Source organism: Streptomyces sp. NPDC024687 (assembly GCF_055559055.1).
The window spans coordinates 133,856-152,395 of the sequence record NZ_JBVHLJ010000010.1; the positions used below are offsets into that span (position 1 = coordinate 133,856).

Sequence of the window (18,540 nt, forward strand, 5' to 3'; positions counted from 1 at the left end):
GACTAAGGCCGGCCTCCCGGGACTCACCTCGCGCAAACAGAACGGCGTTGGGCTCGGCCCGCGCCGGAGGCGCTGCCATATTCGAAGGCCACTTCGGAGGTGGCTGTGACACTAGAGGTGACGACGACACGTCTGCCCGACCGCACCGCCGACCGCGTGCTCGCGCTCGAAGCCCGCCGGGCGCAGGCCGTGGCCGCGGACCGGCCGAGGAGACGCGGCAAGTTCGGCGCCCGGGAGCGGATCGACCTGCTGCTGGATTCCGGCTCGTTCACCGAGACCGGACTGTTCGTACGGGCCAGACCGGCCGGGGACGACGCCGACCGCCCTTACGGCGACGGTGTGATCACCGGGTACGGCACGGTCGACGGGCGTCCCGTCTGTGTCTTCTCCCAGGACTCCACGGTCTTCGGCGGCAGCATGGGCGAGGCATTCGGCCAGAAGACCGTGGCGCTCATGGACCTCGCCCTCAGAACCGGGTGCCCGGTCATCGGGCTCAACGACGGTGGCGGCGCCCGCATCCAGGAGGGCGTCGTCTCGCTCGCCCTCTACGCCGAGCTGGTGCGCCGCAACGTCCAGGCGTCCGGGGTGATCCCGCAGATCTCCGTCGTCCTCGGCCCGTGTGCCGGCGGGGCCGCCTACTCCCCCGCCATCACCGACTTCACCGTGATGGTGGACGGTGCCTCGCACATGTTCGTCACCGGGCCCGACGTCATCGAGGCCGTCACCGGGGAGCGCACCAGCGCCGAGGAGCTGGGCGGCGCCCGCACCAGCAACTCCCTCAACGGCAACGCCCACTTCCTCGCCGCCGACGAGACCGAGGCCCTGGACACCGTACGGGAGCTGCTGTCGTACCTGCCCGTCAACAACCTGGAGCGGCCCCCGCAGTACGCCCCGCTGCCGCCCCCTACCGACGTGCCGCTCGACGAGATCGTGCCGGACCGGCTCGGGCAGGCCTACGACATGCGGGACATCCTGCGGGCGGTCGTCGACGACGGTGAACTCCTGGAGGTGCAGGAGCTGTTCGCGCCGAACATCATCTGCGCGCTGGCCCTCGTCGAGGGCACATCCGTCGGAGTCGTCGCCAACCAGCCGCTGCACGCGGCCGGGGTGCTGGACATCGACGCCTCCGAAAAGGCCGCGCGGTTCGTGCGGTTCTGCGACGCGTTCGGCATTCCGCTGCTGACCTTCGCCGATGTGCCGGGGTATCTCTCCGGGGTCCGCCAGGAGCAGGCCGGGATCATCCGGCGCGGCGCCAAACTGCTCTACGCGTACGCCGAGGCGACCGTGCCGAAGGTGACCGTGGTGGTGCGCAAGGCGTACGGCGGCGGGTACGCGGTGATGGGCTCCAAGCACCTGGGCGCCGACATCAACCTCGCCTGGCCCACCGCGCGGATCGCGGTGATGGGTGCCGAGGGCGCGGTGGGAGTCCTGCACCGGCGTGAACTCGCCGCCTGCGACGACCCCGAGGCGTTGCGGGCCCGTCTCGTGGACGCCTACGAGAGCACGCACGGCACGCCCTACCTCGCCGCCGAGCGCGGGTACGTCGACGCCGTCATCGCCCCGCGCGACACCCGTGACCACATCTGCCGTGCGCTGCGCGCGCTGCGCGGCAAGCGCTCCCCGATGCCGGAGCGCCGGCACGGCAACATCCCGCTCTGATCTGCCTCGCGAGGAGACCTGCCCGATGGACATCCCCCGTCCCCCGCTCGCCCCCGCGTTCCGGAGTCTGCCGGAGTACGTACGCCACTGGGCCCACACCACCCCGGACCGCCGGGCCTTCACCTTCGTCGGCCATCCCGCCCCGCACTCACGCGGTGTCCACCGCACCCTGACCTGGCGCCGGCTGGACGTGCGGGTACGGGCGGTGGCCGCCCGGCTCGCCGAGGAGGCCGAGCCCGGGGCCCGGGTCGCCGTGCTGTGCCCCCAGGGGCTGGAGTACGTCACCGGCTTCCTGGGGGCGCTCGCGGCCGGAATGGTCGCCGTACCGATGTATCCGCCCGGTCTGCCCGGGCACGGCGACCGGCTCGCGGCCGTCCTGGCGGACGCGCAACCCGCGGTAGTTGTGACGGCCAGTCAGGTCCTGGACGAGGTGCGGGGATTGTGCGGGGAAACCGCCGCGCGGGTCGTCGCCGTGGACCAGGTGCCCGACGGAGCCGCGAGGGAACTGCCGCCGCCCGAGGGGGAGATCGCCTACCTCCAGTACACCTCCGGATCGACGCGCACCCCGGCGGGTGTGGAGATCGGGCACGCCAACGTCGTCGCCAACGCCCGGCAGGCGCTGGGCGCCTACGGTGCCGACGTCCATCCGGTGACCTGTGTGGGCTGGCTGCCGCTCTACCACGACATGGGGCTCGTCCTCAGTGTCGCCGCCCCCGTCGTGCGCGGGGTGCTGTCGGTGCTCATGGACCCGGTCGCCTTCCTGCACGAACCCGCGCGCTGGCTGCGGCTGTTGTCCGCGCATCCGCGGGCGCTGAGCGCGGCACCCAACTTCGCCTACGACTACTGCGCCTCGACGGTGACCGAGGCGCAGAAGGCGGATCTGCGGCTGGACGGGGTCGTCGCGCTGATCAACGGCAGCGAGCCGGTCCGCCCCACCACGGCCGACAGGTTCCAGGCCGCCTTCGCCGCCCAGGGGCTCGTCGCGGAGACCCACTGCCCCTCGTACGGGCTCGCCGAGGCGACCGTCTTCGTCAGCGCCGCTCGGCCCGGCGAGCCGGTGCGCCGGTTCGCCCTCGACCGGGACGCGCTCGCCGAGGGGAAGGCGCTGCCCGCGCGGCCCGACGATCCCCGGGCCGTGCTGCTGGCGGGCTGCGGTACTCCGGTGGGGCAGGAGGTCCGTATCGTCGATCCGGTCTCCGGCGCCCACCTGTCCGAGGGCGAGGTCGGCGAGATCCAGGTGCGGGGTCCCAACGTGGGCCGCGGCTACTGGAACCGGGACGAGCAGTCCCGGCGCGTCTTCGGCACGGACGGCCGGCTGCGCACCGGTGACCTGGGGACGGTCCTGGAGGGGCAGTTGATCGTCACCGGCCGGCTGAAGGACCTGATCGTCGTCGACGGACGCAACCACTACCCGCAGGACCTGGAGGCCACCGTCCAGGACACGCATCCGGCGGTGCGGCGCGACCGGCTCGCCGCGTTCGGGGTGGCGGGCGCCTCCGGTGAGCGGGTGGTCGTGGTGGCCGAGCACGCACGGACCACGAGCCTCGCCGAGATCGACGTACCGGCTCTGGTGCGGGCCGTGCGTGCGGCCGTGTCCGGGCGGCACGGGCTGCGGCTCGCCGATGTGCTCCTGGTCCCGCCCGGCACGGTGCCGCGGACGTCGAGCGGCAAGGTGTCGCGGGCGCTGACGCGTGAGCGGTATCTGGCGGGTGCCTACGGGACGGGCGGCGCCGCGTGAGGGCCGTCGACGCGGGCGCGGTGCGCCGACTGGTCGCTGAGCGCGTCGCCGGGTGGACCGGCACGGCCGTCGCGGAGGTTCCGATGGACCGGCCGCTGGCCGACCTCGGCATGTCCTCGCGGGACGCGGTCGTGCTGGCCGGGGACCTCGCCCGGCTGACCGGACGGGAGCTGCCGCCGACGCTGCTGTGGGAGGCACCCACCGGGGAGGCGCTGGTGGCGCACCTGTGCCGGACGCCGTCGCAGAGTGCGCCGCCGGCGCCGGTGCCCGCGGCGGTGGCTTCCCCGTCGGAGCCCGTCGCCGTCATCGGCCTCGGCTGCCGTCTGCCCGGCGGGGTGCACGGTCCGGCGGACTACTGGCGGCTGCTGACCGACGGCGTCGACGCGATCAGACGGGTCCCCGAGGACCGTTGGCGCGACTTCACGCCCTTCCCGCCCGAGGACGCTCCCCGCTACGGCGGCTACCTCGACGACATCGCCGGGTTCGACGCGGACTTCTTCCGGATCACTCCGCGCGAGGCCGCCGTCATGGACCCGCAGCAGCGGATCCTCCTGGAGGTCGTCCACGAAACCCTCGCCCACGCCGCCGTCCCGGCCGCCTCCCTCGCGGGCACCGCCACCGGTGTCTTCGTCGGGGTCTCCGCCCCGGAGTACGGCTCGCTCACCGGCGCCGACCCGGCGGCCGTCGATCCCTGGGCCCCGGCGGGCGGCGCGCTGAGCGTGACCGCGGGCCGGCTGGCGTACGTGCTGGACACCCGCGGGCCGAGCATGGCCGTGGACACCGCCTGCTCCTCCTCGCTGGTCGCGGTGCACCACGCCTGCGTGAGCCTGCGCACCGGCGAGAGCGACACGGCGATCGCCGCGGGCGTCAACCTGCTGCTCTCCCCCACCGTCAGCATGGCGTTCCGGCGGGCCGGAGCCCTCGCGCCGGACGGGCGGTGCAAGCCGTTCTCGCCGGACGCCGACGGCATCGGACGCGGTGAGGGCTGCGCGGCCGTGCTCCTGAAACGGCTGTCCGACGCCGAGCGGGACGGCGACCGCGTGCTCGCCGTCATCCGCGCAACGGCCGTCAACTCCGACGGCCGCTCCAACGGCCTCCTCGCCCCCAACCCGGCCGCCCAGCAGGCCCTGTTGACCACCGCCTACGCCCGGGCCGGACTCGCCCCCGCCCACGTCGACTACGTCGAGGCGCACGGCACCGGCACCCCGCTCGGCGACCCGATCGAGGCGGGCGCGCTCGGCGCGGTACTCGGCGTGGACCGCGACCCCGACCAGCCGCTGCTGCTCGGCTCCGTGAAGTCGAACCTGGGGCACCTGGAGTCCGCCGCGGGCGTCGCCGGACTGGTGAAGACCGTGCTCGCCCTGCACCACGACGTCATCCCGCCGTCCCTGCACTGCGCCGAGGGCAGCGCCCTGGACGACGTACGCCTGCGCGTGGTCACCGAGGACGAACCCTGGCCCCGCTACGGCGGTACGGCCGTCGCCGGGGTCTCCGGTTTCGGGTTCGGCGGCACCAACGCCCATGCCGTACTGGAGGAATGGCGCCCCGGCGTCCTGCCCTCGCACCCGGCCGAGGAACCCGGCGCCCGCCTCCACCTCCTGTCCGACGTGGACGAGGAGCGGCTTCGGGACACCGCGGCCCGGCTCGCCGACTGGCTGCCGACAGCGGCCGCGCACCCCGCCGACGTGGCCCGCACACTGGCCGGACGGACGGGCCGCGGAGGCGTGCGGGCCGCGGTGGTCGCCCGCGACCGCGCCGAACTCGCGGACGGGCTGAAGGCGTTGGCGCAGGGACGCCCGCACGGGCAGGTCGTGACCGGCGAGGGTGATCGCGTCGGTCCCGGCCCGGTGTGGGTCTTCTCCGGGTACGGCAGCCAGTGGGCCGGGATGGGGCGCCGGCTGCTGGCCGAGGAGCCCGCCTTCGCCGCCGCCGTGGAGAAGCTCGACGCGGAGTGCGGACTGTCGCTGTACGACCGTCTCGCGTCCGGGAGCGGGCTCGACCGGCTGGAGGTGGCCCAGCCCGTCCTGTTCGGACTCCAGGTGGCGCTCGCCGAGTTGTGGCGTTCCTACGGCGTCGAGCCCGCCGCGGTCATCGGTCACTCCCTGGGCGAGGTGGCCGCCGCGGTGTGCGCGGGCGCCCTGGACGTGGCGGAGGGCGCCCGGATCGTCGCCGTACGGGCCCGGCTGCTCAGCCGGCTGCGGGGCGGGGCCATGGCGGTCGTCGACCTCGCCGACGGTGAACTCGACATCCTGGACCGGGACTTCCCCGGTGTACATGTCGCCGTCCACTCCTCGCCCGGGCAGAAGGTCGTCACCGGTGAGGAACCGGCGGTGGCGCGACTCGTGCGGTGGCTGCAGGAGCGGGGGCGGACCGCTCGGTCCATGCGGGTCGTCGGCGCCGGGCACTCGCCCCAGGTGGAGCCGCTGCTGGGCGAGTTGAGCGAGTCCCTGGCCGACGTCGGAGGCAGAGCGCCTCGGGTGCCCGTCTACTCCACCGTCCTGGACGATCCGCGCGGCGACTGTGTCTTCGACGCCGCGCACTGGGCCGCGAACCTGCGGCGGCCCGTACGGCTGGACCGGGCCGTCGCCGCGGCCGCGGCCGACGGTCACACCGCCTTCGTCGAGATCTCCCCGCACCCGGTCCTGGCCCGGGCCGTCACCGACAACGTGCCCGGTGCCCTCGCGATCGGCACACTGCGGCGGGACGCCTGCGGATGCGCCGACTTCCTCACCCAGGTGGGGGCCCTGAACTGCGCGGGCGGACGGCTCCCGCTGCCGCCGGGGCGGGTCGTCGACCTGCCCGTGCCGCGCTGGAAACATGTGCGGCACTGGTGGACGGACGGGCGGGGGGCGTCACCCACCAAGGTGCGGACACAGGTGCCGGAAGTGGCCGAGGTCGGCGAGGACACCGTGGACACCTCCGTCGCCGCCCGCCTGTGCCATCACATCGCCACCGTCACCGGCCACCCCGGCGGCCGCATCACCCCCGCCACCGCGCTGGCCGACCTCGGGCTCGACTCGCTGATGGCGGTCCGGATCCGCACCGCCCTGCGGCGCGAGTTCGCCGTCGAACTGCCGCTGCGCGACCTGCTCGGCGCCACCACGGTCCAGGACGTGGCCGACCGCGTCCGGACCGGCCCGGTACGCCCGCTGCGCGTCACCGGCAGCCGCCCCCCGCTCTTCCTCGTGCACGCCGCCGGCGGAACGACCGACGTCTACCGGACGCTCGCGGAACGCCTCGGCGACGAGCGGCCCGTGTACGGTCTCGAACGCCTCGAGGACGCCCCGACGGTGACCGAGAAGGCGCGCCGCTACGCCGAGGCCATCACCGCCGTCCACCCCGACGGGCCCTGCCTGCTGGGCGGTTGGTCCTTCGGCGGCTTCGTCGCCCAGGAGACCGCGCGCCAACTGACCGCCGCAGGACGGGACGTGGAGCGCGTGGTGCTCATCGACTCGGTACGGCCCCTCCCCCAGCCGGACCGCACACCGGCCGACCGGCTCCGCGCCCACTTCGAGGGGTTCGCCCACCACGTCCGTGACGCCTACGGGGTCTCCCTGAAGCTGCCGTACGACGATCTCGTCGCGATGGACGACGACGCCGAACGCATCGACACCGTGCTGGACATCCTGCGCGCGTCCGCCGATCTGCCGGCCGCCGCCCTGGATCACCAGCGCTCCTCCTATCTGGACCTGAGGATCGGCGAGGCCCACCGGCCGGGCCGGTACGACGGGCGGGTGGTCCTGTTCCGGGCCACGGAGCCCGCTCCGCACACCGTGCGCGACCCCGCCTACGAGCGCGAGGACCAGGCGCTGGGCTGGGACGAGGTGTGCCCGCACCTGACCGTCGTACCGGTGGGGGGACACCACCTGTCACTGCTCGACCCGCCGTACGTCGACGAGATCGCCGCCCACCTGGGGCGCGAGCTCGCCGCAGGGACCCACTGAACGTGATCCGAGGAGAGCCGCCATGCACCGTCGCACCACCGGAGTGTCCCGCCGTACCGTCACCAAGGCCGCGGCAGGTGCCGGTCTGGCCGTCCTGTTCGGCGCCCGGACCGCCTCCGCGCTCGGGTCCCGCACCGTCGACGTGTCCGTGTCCTCGGCCGCGCTGGGCCGCAGCGCCCCGGTGCGGCTGATCCTGCCGTCGGGGTTCGACGCGCGGGCCACCCGCACCTATCCCGTGCTGTACCTGCTGCACGGCGCCCACGACGACTACACCTCCTGGACGCGGGAGACGGACATCGAGGCCTTCACCGCGGGCCGGGACCTGATCGTGGCGATGCCCGACGCGGGACCCACGGGCATTCCCACCGCCTGGCGCGGCGGCCCCGACTACGAGACCTTCCAGCTGAAGGAGGTTCCGGCACTGCTCGCCCGCGACTACCGGGCCTCCGGGGTACAGGTCGTCGCGGGGGTGTCCACGGGTGGCTACGGCGCCATGGCGCACGCGGCCCGGCATCCCGGCATGTTCACGGCGGCTGCCTCCTACAGCGGGATCCTCGACACCAGGGCGCCCGGTGTGCCCACCTTGATGGACGCCATCGTGGCCCGCGAGAACCTGGTGCCCACCTCGTTGTGGGGCAATCCGTTCCTGAACCTGCTCACCTGGCGCGACTTCAACCCGCGCGACCGTGCGGTGGGACTGCGCGGCACCGCCCTGTACGTCTCCAGCGGCAGCGGGCTGGCGGGGGGCACGGGTGACTGGCTGCCGGAGGCCCTGGAGAGCGCGCTGTGGCCCTCCGCGCACAGCTTCGCCGACACGCTCGCGCTGCTGCGCATCCCGGTCACCACGCACTTCTACCCAGGAGGAGGGCACAGCTGGGCGTACTGGAAGCAGGAGTTCACCGCATCGTGGCCGATGCTCGCGCGAGGGCTGGGGGTGCCGCAGTGAAGTCGGTACCGTCGGGACACGGAACGCAACGCAGGGGACGTCCGTCCAACACAGGACTTACCCCTCGTCCCACGGGCAACGGCCCGCGGGTGAGCCGCTTCCGGGTGAAAGGAGGGCCTCCTTTGGCCACCCCAGTCCCGCACGGTGCTCCGGAGAATCTCGGCGCCGCCCCCTTCAAGCCGGACCTCGCCGAGCTGCTGCGTTCCCAGCTGGAGGACGTCGCCGACGAGGTCGAGGAGGAGGTCCGCCGGCAGGTGCCCGAGTACGCGCGCCCGGCCGACGGGACCTACCGCGAACACCTCAGAGCCGGTGTGGTGCAGGCGCTGACCCTGTTCGTGGACCACATCGCCGACCCGCGCAGGCGTGGGGACGAGATCGCGGCGACGTACTACGAGCTCGGGCGCGGCGAGGCCCTGGAGGGGCGCAGCCTGGACGCGTTGCAGTCCGCGCTGCGGGTCGGGGGGCTGCACGCCTGGCGGCTGATGGGCCGTACGGCGGAGGAGCTCGGCCTCGACTCCGCGGTGGTCACGGCGCTCGGCGAACTCGCCTTCCGCACGGTGCACGAGGTCGCCGAGGCAGCGGCGGCCGGGTACTCCGAGGTGCGCTCGCACAACACGGACGAGCTGGAACGGCGCCGCAGACGCCTGCTGGACCTGCTGCTCGGCGAGGGGCCGGTCGCGCCGGCGGCGGTGCAGGATCTGGCGCACGGTGCCCGGTGGACGGTGCCCAAGCAGGTCGCGGTCGTCGCGCTCGCGGCCACCCCGGACCAGCGGGAGGAGGACTGGCCGCTGGCCGCCGCGGGGGCGCTGGTGGACATGGAGTCGCGGCCGCCGCGGATGCTGATCCCCGACCCGGACGGCTCCGCGCGTTTCGGCGGGCGGGCGTTCAGCCTCGCGCTGCGCGGACGGCCGGCCGCGATCGGGCCGACGGTGCCGCTCGCGGAGGCCGCCCAGTCGCTGCGCTGGGCCATCCGGGCACTGGGGTTGATGGGACGCGGGATCCTCCCCCGGCAGGGGGTGGTGCGCTGCGCGGACCACCTGTCGACTCTGCTGCTGCACAGCGACGAGCCGATGCTCGACCAGCTGCGGGCGCGAGCCCTCGCGCCGCTCGACACGGTGTCGGAGGGGCAGCGGGAGCGGCTCGCCGAGACCCTGCTGGCGTGGCTGCTCAGCGGCAGCAATGTGCCCGACGTCGCCGCCCGTCTCCATGTCCATCCGCAGACGGTGCGTTATCGGCTGCGGCAGCTGGAGAAAGTCTTCGGTGACGCCCTGCACGATCCCGGTGCCCGGCTGGATCTCATTCTGGCACTCACCACCGCACAAAAGAACGAGGAATTCTTGAATTCCCGTCCATAACACAGTGCTTGGTCAAGCGAATACCTTCGGGACATCCTTTCCACGGCGTTTCACACGCCCCACCCGCAAAAGGATCCCCCCATGCGCATTCGCTTGTACCTCGCCGCGCTCTCGCTGATCGGCGGAGCCGGGGTGGCCACCGTCACGGCACCGTCGGCATCCGCCGCGGCCTGCTCGGACATCGACGTCGTCTCCGCTCGCGGCACGTTCGAGCCGGGCAACCTCGGTCTGATCGTCGGCGACCCGGTGTACTCCTCCCTGCAGAGGAAACTCACGGGCCGGAGCCTGACCAGCTACAAGGTGAACTACCCCGCGGACCTGTCCCTCACCTCGGCCGCACAGGGCAACGCGGATCTGGTGAACCACGTGAACAGCCAGGCGTCCTCGTGTCCGAACCAGCGCTTCATTCTGGTCGGCTATTCGCAGGGCGCGAACGTCGTCGACAACTCCATCGGCATCAGCAGCGCCGGTGCGGTGGTCGGAAGTCCCATCGTGGCCACCATTCCCGCCACACTTCAGTCCCGGGTGGCCGCGGTGCTGCTGTTCGGCAACCCGATCCGGGCGATCGGCAAGAGCGTCACCGGCACGTACCAGAGCCGCACCATCGACTTCTGTGCCAAGGGCGACCCCGTCTGCGAGGCGGGCGGGAACGACACGCTGGCACACCTGGGCTACACGGCGAACGCCGACGCGGCGGCGACCTTCGCCGCCGGCAAGGTCTGAGCCGGGCGACGGCATACGGAAGGGCCCGGGAGGAACTCCTCCCGGGCCCTTCCCCCTTGTGGTGGTTATCGGGGTGTGCGGGCGAACTCGGTGAGGGCGGTGGACACCGGCTCGGGCCGGCCGTTGTTCTGTACCGGCGCCGCCGTCAGCACGTCGAGGTGCTGGTAGCCGTCCGCGATCACGGGGTGCAGGTCGGCGGGGGCCCGCCCGGCGAGCAGTCCGTCGCCCGCGAGGACGGTGAGCGTCGGGTTGGCGGTGAGCCCGTCCGGGTGCACGACCAGCCGCTTGACCTGGGGGGAGGTGGACAGTTCGAGGTCGGTGACGAGCTTGGTCGGGAAGTACTGCTCGGTGAAGTCCAGCGGCTGTGCGGCCATGCTGCGCGCCAGCTCCTGGATGTCGGTGACCTCCTTGCCCGCGTTGGTGAACGGCGTCCCGTCCGAGGACCGGTACCCGGGGTCGTCCGGATCGCCGACCCGGTCGTAGTTGCGCCAGGTGTAGAGCGGACCGTGGGGCACGGCCGGGATGGCCTTGTACTCGGTGCCGAAGAGGCCCGGCTGCGATGAACTCCCGTTGACGGCGGGGAAGTTCTTGTCGGTGATGGGACCGCCGTCGAAGAAGCCCACGCTGCTCTGCAGGAAGGCGAGCGGTACGGACTGGTCGTCCATCAGAGAGCCCAGCACCGCCTGGTTGGAGAGCCGGAAGTCCTTCACCGCGGGGGAGCCGGTGAGGAAGGTGGCGGTGTCCTTGGAGAACAGGAAGCGGTTGGTGGCCTCGATGTTGGTGTTGGCGGGCAGATAGCTCGGCAGGTCGGCCTCGCCGCCCGGATTCTGCAGGGCGCCCACGCCCGCGATGGCGAGCAGGGTCATGGTCTCGGGGTTGAGCAGAACGGGCGCGGACAGGGAGCGCGGGAACACTCCGCTGTCGAGTCCGGCCTGGACGACGCCGTACCCGAGGCCGATGTCCGGCAGGTTGGTGTCGTCCGGGATGCTGCCGCTCAGGTCACCGAGCGAGGTGGAGACGGTGGTGTCGAGGGCGAAGTAGCCGGCGCACTGGTTGTGTCCGGCGTCGGCGGTGGTGGCGGGGTTGCCGTCGAAGTCGGCGGCGGCGAAGTAGCCGGTGATGACACCGCCGAGCGAGTGGCCGCCGCACAGCACCTTGTCCTTGCGGACGCTCCGGTCGGGCAGTTCGGCGGTGAGCAGGTCGTATTCGTCGCGGACGGTCTGCTCGATGCCGAGCTTGGCCATCCATCCGAGCTTGTCGTTGCCGACGAACCCGGCGAAGGTGTGGCCCTGGACCTGCTTGCCTCGGTAGTAGTAGTCGACGGCGGTGTGCTGGTCCCCGGAGGCGATCCCGGTGCGGTCCTCCAGGCAGTTGGAGCGCCGGTCGAGGGCCCAGAACTCGATGTGCCGGCCCTGCTCGGCGGCGCGGGTCACGGTGTTGCGGGCGACGCTGTCGAAGGCTCCGGCGCCTTCCAGGATGCCCGGCTGGGCGACCAGGACCCGGTCGGCGTCCGCCGATGCGGCGGGGCCGTCGGCGGACCGGTAGCGCAGGTACGACAGCCAGTCACACGCCGCGGGCCGAGCGCCGAAGGACGCGGGCAGGGGGGCTTTCACCCGCACCACGGTCTCGGTGACGCCGGCGGTCGTGCCCACGGCGGTCTCGGTTCTCGCGCTGTCTCCCTGGGCGTCGGGGGACGACACGGCGACCGCCCCGGTGGTCAGCAGCACCGCCAGCGCTGCGGTGCGCCACCTGTCTCCTCTGCTGCGACTCGTCTTCATGCTGGGACCGTAGGGCGGCGCGGGCCACGCCCTCGGGAGTTGCTCACAAGAACGCAGGGCCCGGTGGACGCTTTGTCACCAGCCGCAGAGCACGGTCGCCGACAGAAGGACGAAGCCGGCCCACAGCCGGTCGGCGGCGAACTCGCTGTGGAGGCGGCCGCTCTCGCCCAGGTGGAGGTCGCGGTGGAACTCGTCGATCCAGGTGCGCAGCGGCGGTGCGCCGGTCGAGCCGTACTGCCCCAGCGCGCCGCGGCCTCAGCCGTCGCGCAGGGTATGGCGCGGTGAGCGGTCGTAGGTGTGCCGGTACAGGGTGGCGAAGCGGCCCGGATGCGAGAAGCCCCAGCGGGCGGCGATGTCGGTGACCGTGACACCGTTCTCGGGGTCGGCGGCCGCCAGTTCGTCGTGGGCGTGGGACAGGCGGACCCGGCGGACATACGCGAGCGGGGTGCTGTCCAGGTGACGGCGGAAGGCGTACTGGAGCGCGCGGACGCTGATGTGGGCCGCCCGCGCGATCTGGGCGACGGTCAGGGGCTGGTCGGCATGGTCGTCGATGTAGGAGAGGGCGCGGCGCAGGGCGGCGGGGTGGGCGTCCTGGCGGTCGGAGCCGGTGGGGTCGGTGGACGCGGTGTTGGGGAAGGTGTTCAGGACGGCCGCGGCCAGGTGCTGGGCGGCGGTGGAGGCCACCAGCGGCTCGTCGGCGACGGCGGCGTCCGCCAGGACATGGTCCTGCACGTAGCGGATGGTCGCCCGCAGCCGGTTGCCCGCCGCGGGGCTGAGGGGTCGGTGGCCGGTGAGCCGGACCGGTTCCGGTCTGCGGGTGTCCGCGGTCGCCGCGACCTGGGTGAGCAGGTCGGGGTCCAGCATGGTGATGTTGTAGCGGGCCGCGTGGACACGGCCCGCGTAGGACAGCTCGGGCGGGGCGAAGGACACCACGTCGCCGGGGCCGAAGGAGTCCGAGACTCCTTGGTAGACGTGGTCCTCGATGGTGCCCTCGTGGACCACGCACAGGCAGATCCGCCCCAGCGGGGTGACGGCGTAGCTCATGTCGAAGTCCAGGTCGAGTTCGTCGACGCTGACCGAGTCGATGGCGCTGCGGTGGATCCGCGCCCGGCTGCTGTCCGGGGTGCCGTTGCCGATGCGCATCTTCGCGTAGGCGTGACTGAGGAACTCCTCGGTCCGTTCAAGATCGTCGCTGTCGAACGTCAGCGTCTCCATCGCGCCCGGGCCTCCCACTCTCTGCATTTCTTTCGCGCCTACCCGCGAATGGCGCCATGCTGCGGATGGCGTTTCGTTTTCTGTCCTGCCGGCTCACAGGGTGTGCGTCTGTCGGCTCGCCACGGGCGGTCCACGGTGTGCAGGCTGGAACGGGCGGCGACCGCCGGAGTCGCCGGGCAACGGGTGAAGAGGGCGACAGGCTGTACATGACGGAACGCGAAGAGCTGGTCGAGCAGATCGAAGAACTTCAGACGGAAGTCGCCCAGCTCCGGCAGGCCCTTGTCTCGCACGCCGTCGTCGACCAGGCGATCGGAGTCGTCCTCGCCCTCAGCGGTCTCCGCCCCGAGCAGGGGTGGGAGGTCCTCAAGACCGTGTCCCAGCACACCAACGTCAAGCTGCGGGACGTCGCTCAGCACGTCGTGCGCTGGCCCGAGGCCGGCAGCCTGCCCGCGGAGATCCGCCGGGCCCTGCGCAGGGCGCTGGTCGAGGCACGGGCCGAGCACGGGGACCGGTCGCTCGTCGGCCGGTACATCGGTACACGAGTCCTGGCATCGCCCTCCCCGGGAAAATCGGGTGACGGGCAGGAGACCTGTGCGTACCGTTGATCACATGGAGGTCATCAGCCGTACCCACACCGCAGCCGCGCGAGCGACCAGCTCACCGGCTGCCGACGCCTGACCTCCCCCCTCTCCCCCGGCGGCCGGAAACGGACCGCCGGTGCAGGGCCTCTTCTCGCGCTGTTCCCGTGGTCGTTTCCGGTCCCACGAGACCGAAGGACCACCGCCATGGACACGGACCGGACCGTAGGCGTCTTCACCGACTTCTACCGCGAGCGCGGACATCACCTGATCACGGGCAGCACCCTGCTGCCACCGCCCGGGGACCAGGTGCTCTTCACCACGTCGGGCATGCATCCGCTCACTCCCTATCTGGAGGGCCGCCCGCATCCCCGGGGCCGCCGTCTCGTCAATGTGCAGCGCTGTCTGCGAACGACCGACCTCGACGAGGTCGGTGACTCCACCCACCTGACGGTGTTCGAGATGCTCGGCTCGTGGTCGCTCGGCGACTACGGCCACTCGCAGAGCCTGCGCTGGGGGTACGAGCTGCTCCGCGACGGTTTCGGCATCCCCCACGACAGACTCCACGTCACGGTCTTCGGCGGTGACGAGCAGGTCGGCCCCGACCTCGAATCCCTGCGCACCTGGGAAGAGTTGGAGGTCCCCGTGGAGCTCACCGGGGAGGACAACTGGTGGTCCAACGGGCCCGTCGGCCCGTGCGGCCCCGACTCGGAGATCTTCGTGTGGACCGGCGGCACCCCACCGCGGGGCACCCCCACGACCGACCCGCGCTGGGTGGAGATCTGGAACCACGTCGTCATGCGTTACCGGCGCCTCGAGGACGGCTCGCTCCAGCCCCTCGAGCGTCCCGGCATCGACACCGGCATGGGGCTGGAACGCCTGGTCACCGTCCTTCAGGGTCGCGACTCGGTCTACGACACCGACCTGTTCGAGCCCTGGATGCGACTGCTGCCGCCCCTGTGGCCGCTCGACGTGCCCTCGCTGCGTCTGGTCAGCGACCATCTGCGCTCCGGTGTCGTCGTCATCGGCGACGGGGTACGGCCGTCCAACACCGGCCGCGGTTACGTCCTGCGCCGCGTCGTGCGCCGCCTGCTCACCACCCTGCGGCGCGACGACCCGTCCCGCACCCTCTCCGACCTTCCGGTCGAGCTCCTCCAGCACACGCTGGACCACTTCCGCACGGACTGCGGGACAGGGCTCGTCCGTGACGTGCTGCTGGAGGAGGAACGCCGGTTCGACAGACTGCTGGAGCGGGGCCGGCGTCTGCTGTCCGGGCCGCGGTACCGGGGGCCGCTGAGCGAGCAGGACTACGAGTACCTCCACGACACCCACGGTCTGCCCCGCGACCTGGTGCTGAGCCTGCGCCGAGAGGAGTGACGGCTACTCGGTGCGCAGGGCCGTCGCCGTGCGGGCCTTCGCCGCCCAGCCCGCCGGGAGCATCGCGCCCAGCAGGGCGATGACGACACCGGCCAGGCCCAGCAGGAGCAGCTGCGGGGTGTCGTAGACATCGAGGACGGATCTCGGCAAGCCGGTGCCCGCCGCGTGGCCCATCACCGGGAGCACGAAGCCGTGCAGCGCGTATCCGGCGGGAACGCCGACGAGACCGCCGAGCACGCCGATGCCGGCCACCGAGGCGAGGACGAGGCCCACGGTCTGCCGGGGCGACATGCCGAGCGCCTTGCACACGCCGAGGTCGTGGACGCGTTCCCGGGTGTCCAGGACGACGGAGTTGAGGACGCCGAGGGCCGCGACGGACACGAGCATCAGGGTGAGGAGAGCGGCCATCGTGTTCAGGATGACCACGAAGTTGTCCCCCTGGGAAGGGGCGTTGGCCCGGGCGTCGGCGCCGAGGGGTTCGATCCGCGCGGCGAGCTTCTCGGCGTACGCGACCGGGGAGACGCCCGGCTTCACGTCGACGAGGAACAACTGTGGCCTGGTCGCGGGGAAGTCCGCGAGGTTCGCCTGGATCTCCATCACGTCGTCGGAGGTGCCGAAGGCCTCGCCGACGATCCTCAGGGTGGCCGTCTCCTTTCCGACGGTCACGCGTACGGTGTCGCCGATCTCGCTGCCGGTGGTGTCCAGGAACTGGCCGGGCACGACGACCTGGCCCGCGCCGGTGAGCCAGTGCCCGGAGACCATGGCGTAGCCGCCGCGGCTGGAGTCGCCCTGGTACAGGGTCGCCCGGACGATTCCGGAGACCCCGGCCACCGTGGCGTCCTGCTGGCCCATCCCGTAGTACGAGGCGGTGTCCGCCTGCGCCTTGATGGCGGCGCTCACCTTCGCCGGGTCGGCCGGCTCGGGCTCCGGGGTGCTGCCCGGCACCGGGATGTGCTCGCCGCCCGCGACGGTCGGGCCGCCGGTGAAGACGGTGACCGCGGAACGGTTCTCGGGGTCCTGCACCGCGCTGACCTCGTTCAGTGAGGAGGTGAGCCCGACGGCGAAGGTCGCCGCGATGGTGCCGAAGGCCACGGCGAGCAGCATCGCCAGGGCACGGACCGGATGGGCGAAGGGGCTGGCGAGACCGTAGGTCACCGCCCTGGGCAGCGGCAACCGGCCGGCCGCGCGGTGCGCCCACTGCCCCCGTCCGGTGCGCGGGGCCCGGCCGACGGCGATGGCCTCGACCGTGCGCAGCCGCCCGGCCCGCAGCGCGGGGACGAAGGCCGCGATCCCCACGACCAGCAGCGCGCCGACGGGCACCACGACGTCCACCCACCAGGCGACGGACAGGGTGGCGGTGCCGTACGCCTGCTCGGTGTCGTCGAGGAGGGGGACGGCCAGCAGGTTGCCGAGGACGACTCCGAGCGCGATGCCCACGGTCGCCGGGATGAGCGCCTGGGCCACGTAGGCGCGGACGACTTCGCGCGGGGTGAAGCCGATGGCCTTGAGGATGCCGATCCTGCGCAGGCCGGTACCGACCGCGCCGCTGATGACACTGCCGACGATGATCACCGACATGACGATGCCGAGGACCCCGAACGCGACGAGGAACGGGATGGTCGGCGCGGCCCCCCGGTCGGCGGCGCGCTTGGTGTCGAGGTAGGACTGGGTACCGAGGAGCGCCCCGGTCGGGACGGCGGCGAGGAGCTTCTTGCGGTCCGCGGCGATGTCGCCCTTCGAGCCCGCCGAGTCGAAGCGGTAGAGCATCTGGCTGCTGACCGGGGTGTCCTTCGCGGCGAGTGCCGTGACCTGAGCGGGAGTCGCCCACACGTCGGCGGTCCTGCTGGCCGAGGTGGCGAAGCCGACGACCGTGAGAGTCGTGCCGGAGGCCGTCAGGGTGTCGCCCACCTGGAAGGCGGGCCCCTGGTAGGAGGAGCTCAGCACGATCTCGCCCGGTTTCCTCGCCCACCGGCCGGCCGTGAGGTCCAGGTCGTCCACTTCGGCCTGCGGGCCTGGGCGTCCGACCACGGTCATGGCCGGGGGCCGGCGACCGGACGAGTCGGCCGCCCGCAGGATCGTGGTCGGGTACGGTCCCGCGCTCGCCGTGACGCCCGCCAGCTTCCCGGTGGCCCCGAGCTGTTCGGCACTGACCTTGGCCGGGTCGAACTCGGCGGTGACATGGGCGCCGTTCTGCTCGGCGAAGGCGTGATCGAAGGGCGCGTTGGAGACGACCATCAGGGAACCGGCGACCACGGCCGCCGCCACGGCCATCATCGTGGCGATGGCGATGACGACGGTCTGCACCCGGCGCCGACTCACCCCGGAGCGTACGACGCGGACGAGCGGGCCGGTCATCGCACGGCCCCGGCGCGGGAGTCGAGGGCGACATGGCCGTCGACGAGGTGGACGGTGCGGCTCGCGCAGGCCTCGGCCAGGGCCGGGTCGTGGGTGACGAGGACGATGGTCTGGCCGCCGCGGTGCAGGTCGACGAGGAGTTCCCGGACGTCCTGGCCCGAGGCGCTGTCGAGGGCCCCGGTCGGTTCGTCGGCGAGCAGCAGGGCGGGCCGGTTCACCAACGCCCGCGCGACGGCGACACGTTGGCGTTCACCGCCGGAGAGCCGGCCGGGGTAGGCGTGGGCGTGCTTCTCGATGCCCAGGACCGCCATGAGCTCACGTGCCCGGGCCTCCGTCTTGCGCCGCGAGGTCCCGGTGAGCTGGGCGGGAAGCCGGATGTTGTCCACCACGGTGAGGTCGTCGAGGAGGTTGAAGAACTGGAAGACCATGCCGACGCTTTCCCGGCGGAACCGGGCCAGGGCGTGCTCGCCGAGCCGGTCGATCTGCTGCCCGGCGACGGTCACGGTGCCCTCGGTCGGCTTGTCGAGGCCCGCGACGAGGTTCAGCAACGTGGATTTGCCGCTGCCGGAAGGACCGGTCACCGCGAGGGCCTCGCCCTGGGCGACGGAGAGGTCGAGCGGTCCGAGCGCGGGTGCGCCGGCGGTGTCGTAGCGCTTGGCCACGCCCTTCAGTTCGATCACTGCGGTCATGGGAGGTGCCCGTCCTGTCGGTTGTCGGGTCGTGTCCTTGTCGGCGTGGCGAAGGTACGGGCGGGCGGGCGGCGGGCGCGTCGGCCGGGGCACCGACATGCGGCCCTCCGTGCGGAGGACCCGGCCCGGGGTCATCCCTGCGAAGTACGCCCGTAGAAGGGGGCGTTGGTCGTGGAGACGGAC

General features: G+C 72.5%; 12 protein-coding genes. 8 read left to right on the plus strand and 4 right to left on the minus strand.

Features of this window, described 5'->3' with window-relative positions; translation table 11 throughout:
• Positions 1-117 precede the first annotated feature (117 nt).
• The 6 genes from ACZ39I_RS33070 to ACZ39I_RS33095 all read left to right on the plus strand — a co-directional run bounded on the left by ACZ39I_RS33070 (position 118) and on the right by ACZ39I_RS33095 (position 10,365).
• The gene (locus tag ACZ39I_RS33070; protein ID WP_467248610.1) at positions 118-1,659 is read left to right on the plus strand and encodes an acyl-CoA carboxylase subunit beta; all 1,542 of its coding nucleotides are present in this window, start codon (positions 118-120) and stop codon (positions 1,657-1,659) included.
• A 25-nt stretch (positions 1,660-1,684) separates the two neighbouring features.
• Positions 1,685-3,397 carry a fatty acyl-AMP ligase gene (locus ACZ39I_RS33075; protein WP_467248611.1) on the plus strand — a complete coding sequence of 571 codons (1,713 nt, stop codon included), beginning with the start codon at positions 1,685-1,687 and terminating at the stop codon, positions 3,395-3,397.
• Entirely contained in the window at positions 3,394-7,341 is a 3,948-nt protein-coding gene (locus ACZ39I_RS33080) for a beta-ketoacyl synthase N-terminal-like domain-containing protein (RefSeq protein WP_467248612.1), read from the plus strand. The genes ACZ39I_RS33075 and ACZ39I_RS33080 overlap by 4 nt, the downstream gene beginning before the upstream one ends.
• Before the next feature lie 22 nt (positions 7,342-7,363).
• Positions 7,364-8,287: an alpha/beta hydrolase gene (locus ACZ39I_RS33085; RefSeq protein WP_467248613.1), complete on the plus strand. Its 924-nt coding sequence runs from the start codon at positions 7,364-7,366 to the stop codon at positions 8,285-8,287.
• A gap of 122 nt (positions 8,288-8,409) precedes the next feature.
• Entirely contained in the window at positions 8,410-9,642 is a 1,233-nt protein-coding gene (locus ACZ39I_RS33090; protein WP_467248614.1) for a PucR family transcriptional regulator, read from the plus strand.
• Between the two features lie 81 nt (positions 9,643-9,723).
• On the plus strand, positions 9,724-10,365 hold the full coding sequence (locus tag ACZ39I_RS33095) for a cutinase family protein (RefSeq protein WP_467248615.1): 642 nt from the start codon (positions 9,724-9,726) through the stop codon (positions 10,363-10,365).
• A gap of 65 nt (positions 10,366-10,430) precedes the next feature.
• Here ACZ39I_RS33095 and ACZ39I_RS33100 read toward each other — a convergent pair whose 3' ends face one another.
• Both ACZ39I_RS33100 and ACZ39I_RS33105 read right to left on the minus strand, forming a co-directional pair.
• Positions 10,431-12,143 (minus strand): hypothetical protein, encoded by a 1,713-nt coding sequence (locus ACZ39I_RS33100; protein WP_467248616.1) that lies wholly within the window; start codon positions 12,141-12,143, stop codon positions 10,431-10,433.
• A 255-nt stretch (positions 12,144-12,398) separates the two neighbouring features.
• Entirely contained in the window at positions 12,399-13,358 is a 960-nt protein-coding gene (locus ACZ39I_RS33105) for a helix-turn-helix transcriptional regulator (protein WP_467248617.1), read from the minus strand.
• Between the two features lie 206 nt (positions 13,359-13,564).
• On the opposite strand from ACZ39I_RS33105, the gene ACZ39I_RS33110 reads away from it, so the two are divergent.
• Together ACZ39I_RS33110 and ACZ39I_RS33115 are read left to right on the plus strand one after the other, a co-directional pair.
• Positions 13,565-13,963 carry an ANTAR domain-containing protein gene (locus tag ACZ39I_RS33110; protein ID WP_467248618.1) on the plus strand — a complete coding sequence of 133 codons (399 nt, stop codon included), beginning with the start codon at positions 13,565-13,567 and terminating at the stop codon, positions 13,961-13,963.
• 180 nt (positions 13,964-14,143) lie between these two features.
• Positions 14,144-15,313: an alanine--tRNA ligase-related protein gene (locus ACZ39I_RS33115; protein ID WP_467248619.1), complete on the plus strand. Its 1,170-nt coding sequence runs from the start codon at positions 14,144-14,146 to the stop codon at positions 15,311-15,313.
• Positions 15,314-15,316: 3 nt separating this feature from the next.
• Here the strand turns inward: ACZ39I_RS33115 and ACZ39I_RS33120 are convergent, their stop codons facing one another.
• The gene (locus ACZ39I_RS33120; RefSeq protein ID WP_467248620.1) at positions 15,317-17,668 is read right to left on the minus strand and encodes an ABC transporter permease; all 2,352 of its coding nucleotides are present in this window, start codon (positions 17,666-17,668) and stop codon (positions 15,317-15,319) included.
• Positions 17,665-18,357 (minus strand): ABC transporter ATP-binding protein, encoded by a 693-nt coding sequence (locus ACZ39I_RS33125; protein ID WP_467248621.1) that lies wholly within the window; start codon positions 18,355-18,357, stop codon positions 17,665-17,667. The genes ACZ39I_RS33120 and ACZ39I_RS33125 overlap by 4 nt, the downstream gene beginning before the upstream one ends.
• Positions 18,358-18,540 lie beyond the last annotated feature (183 nt).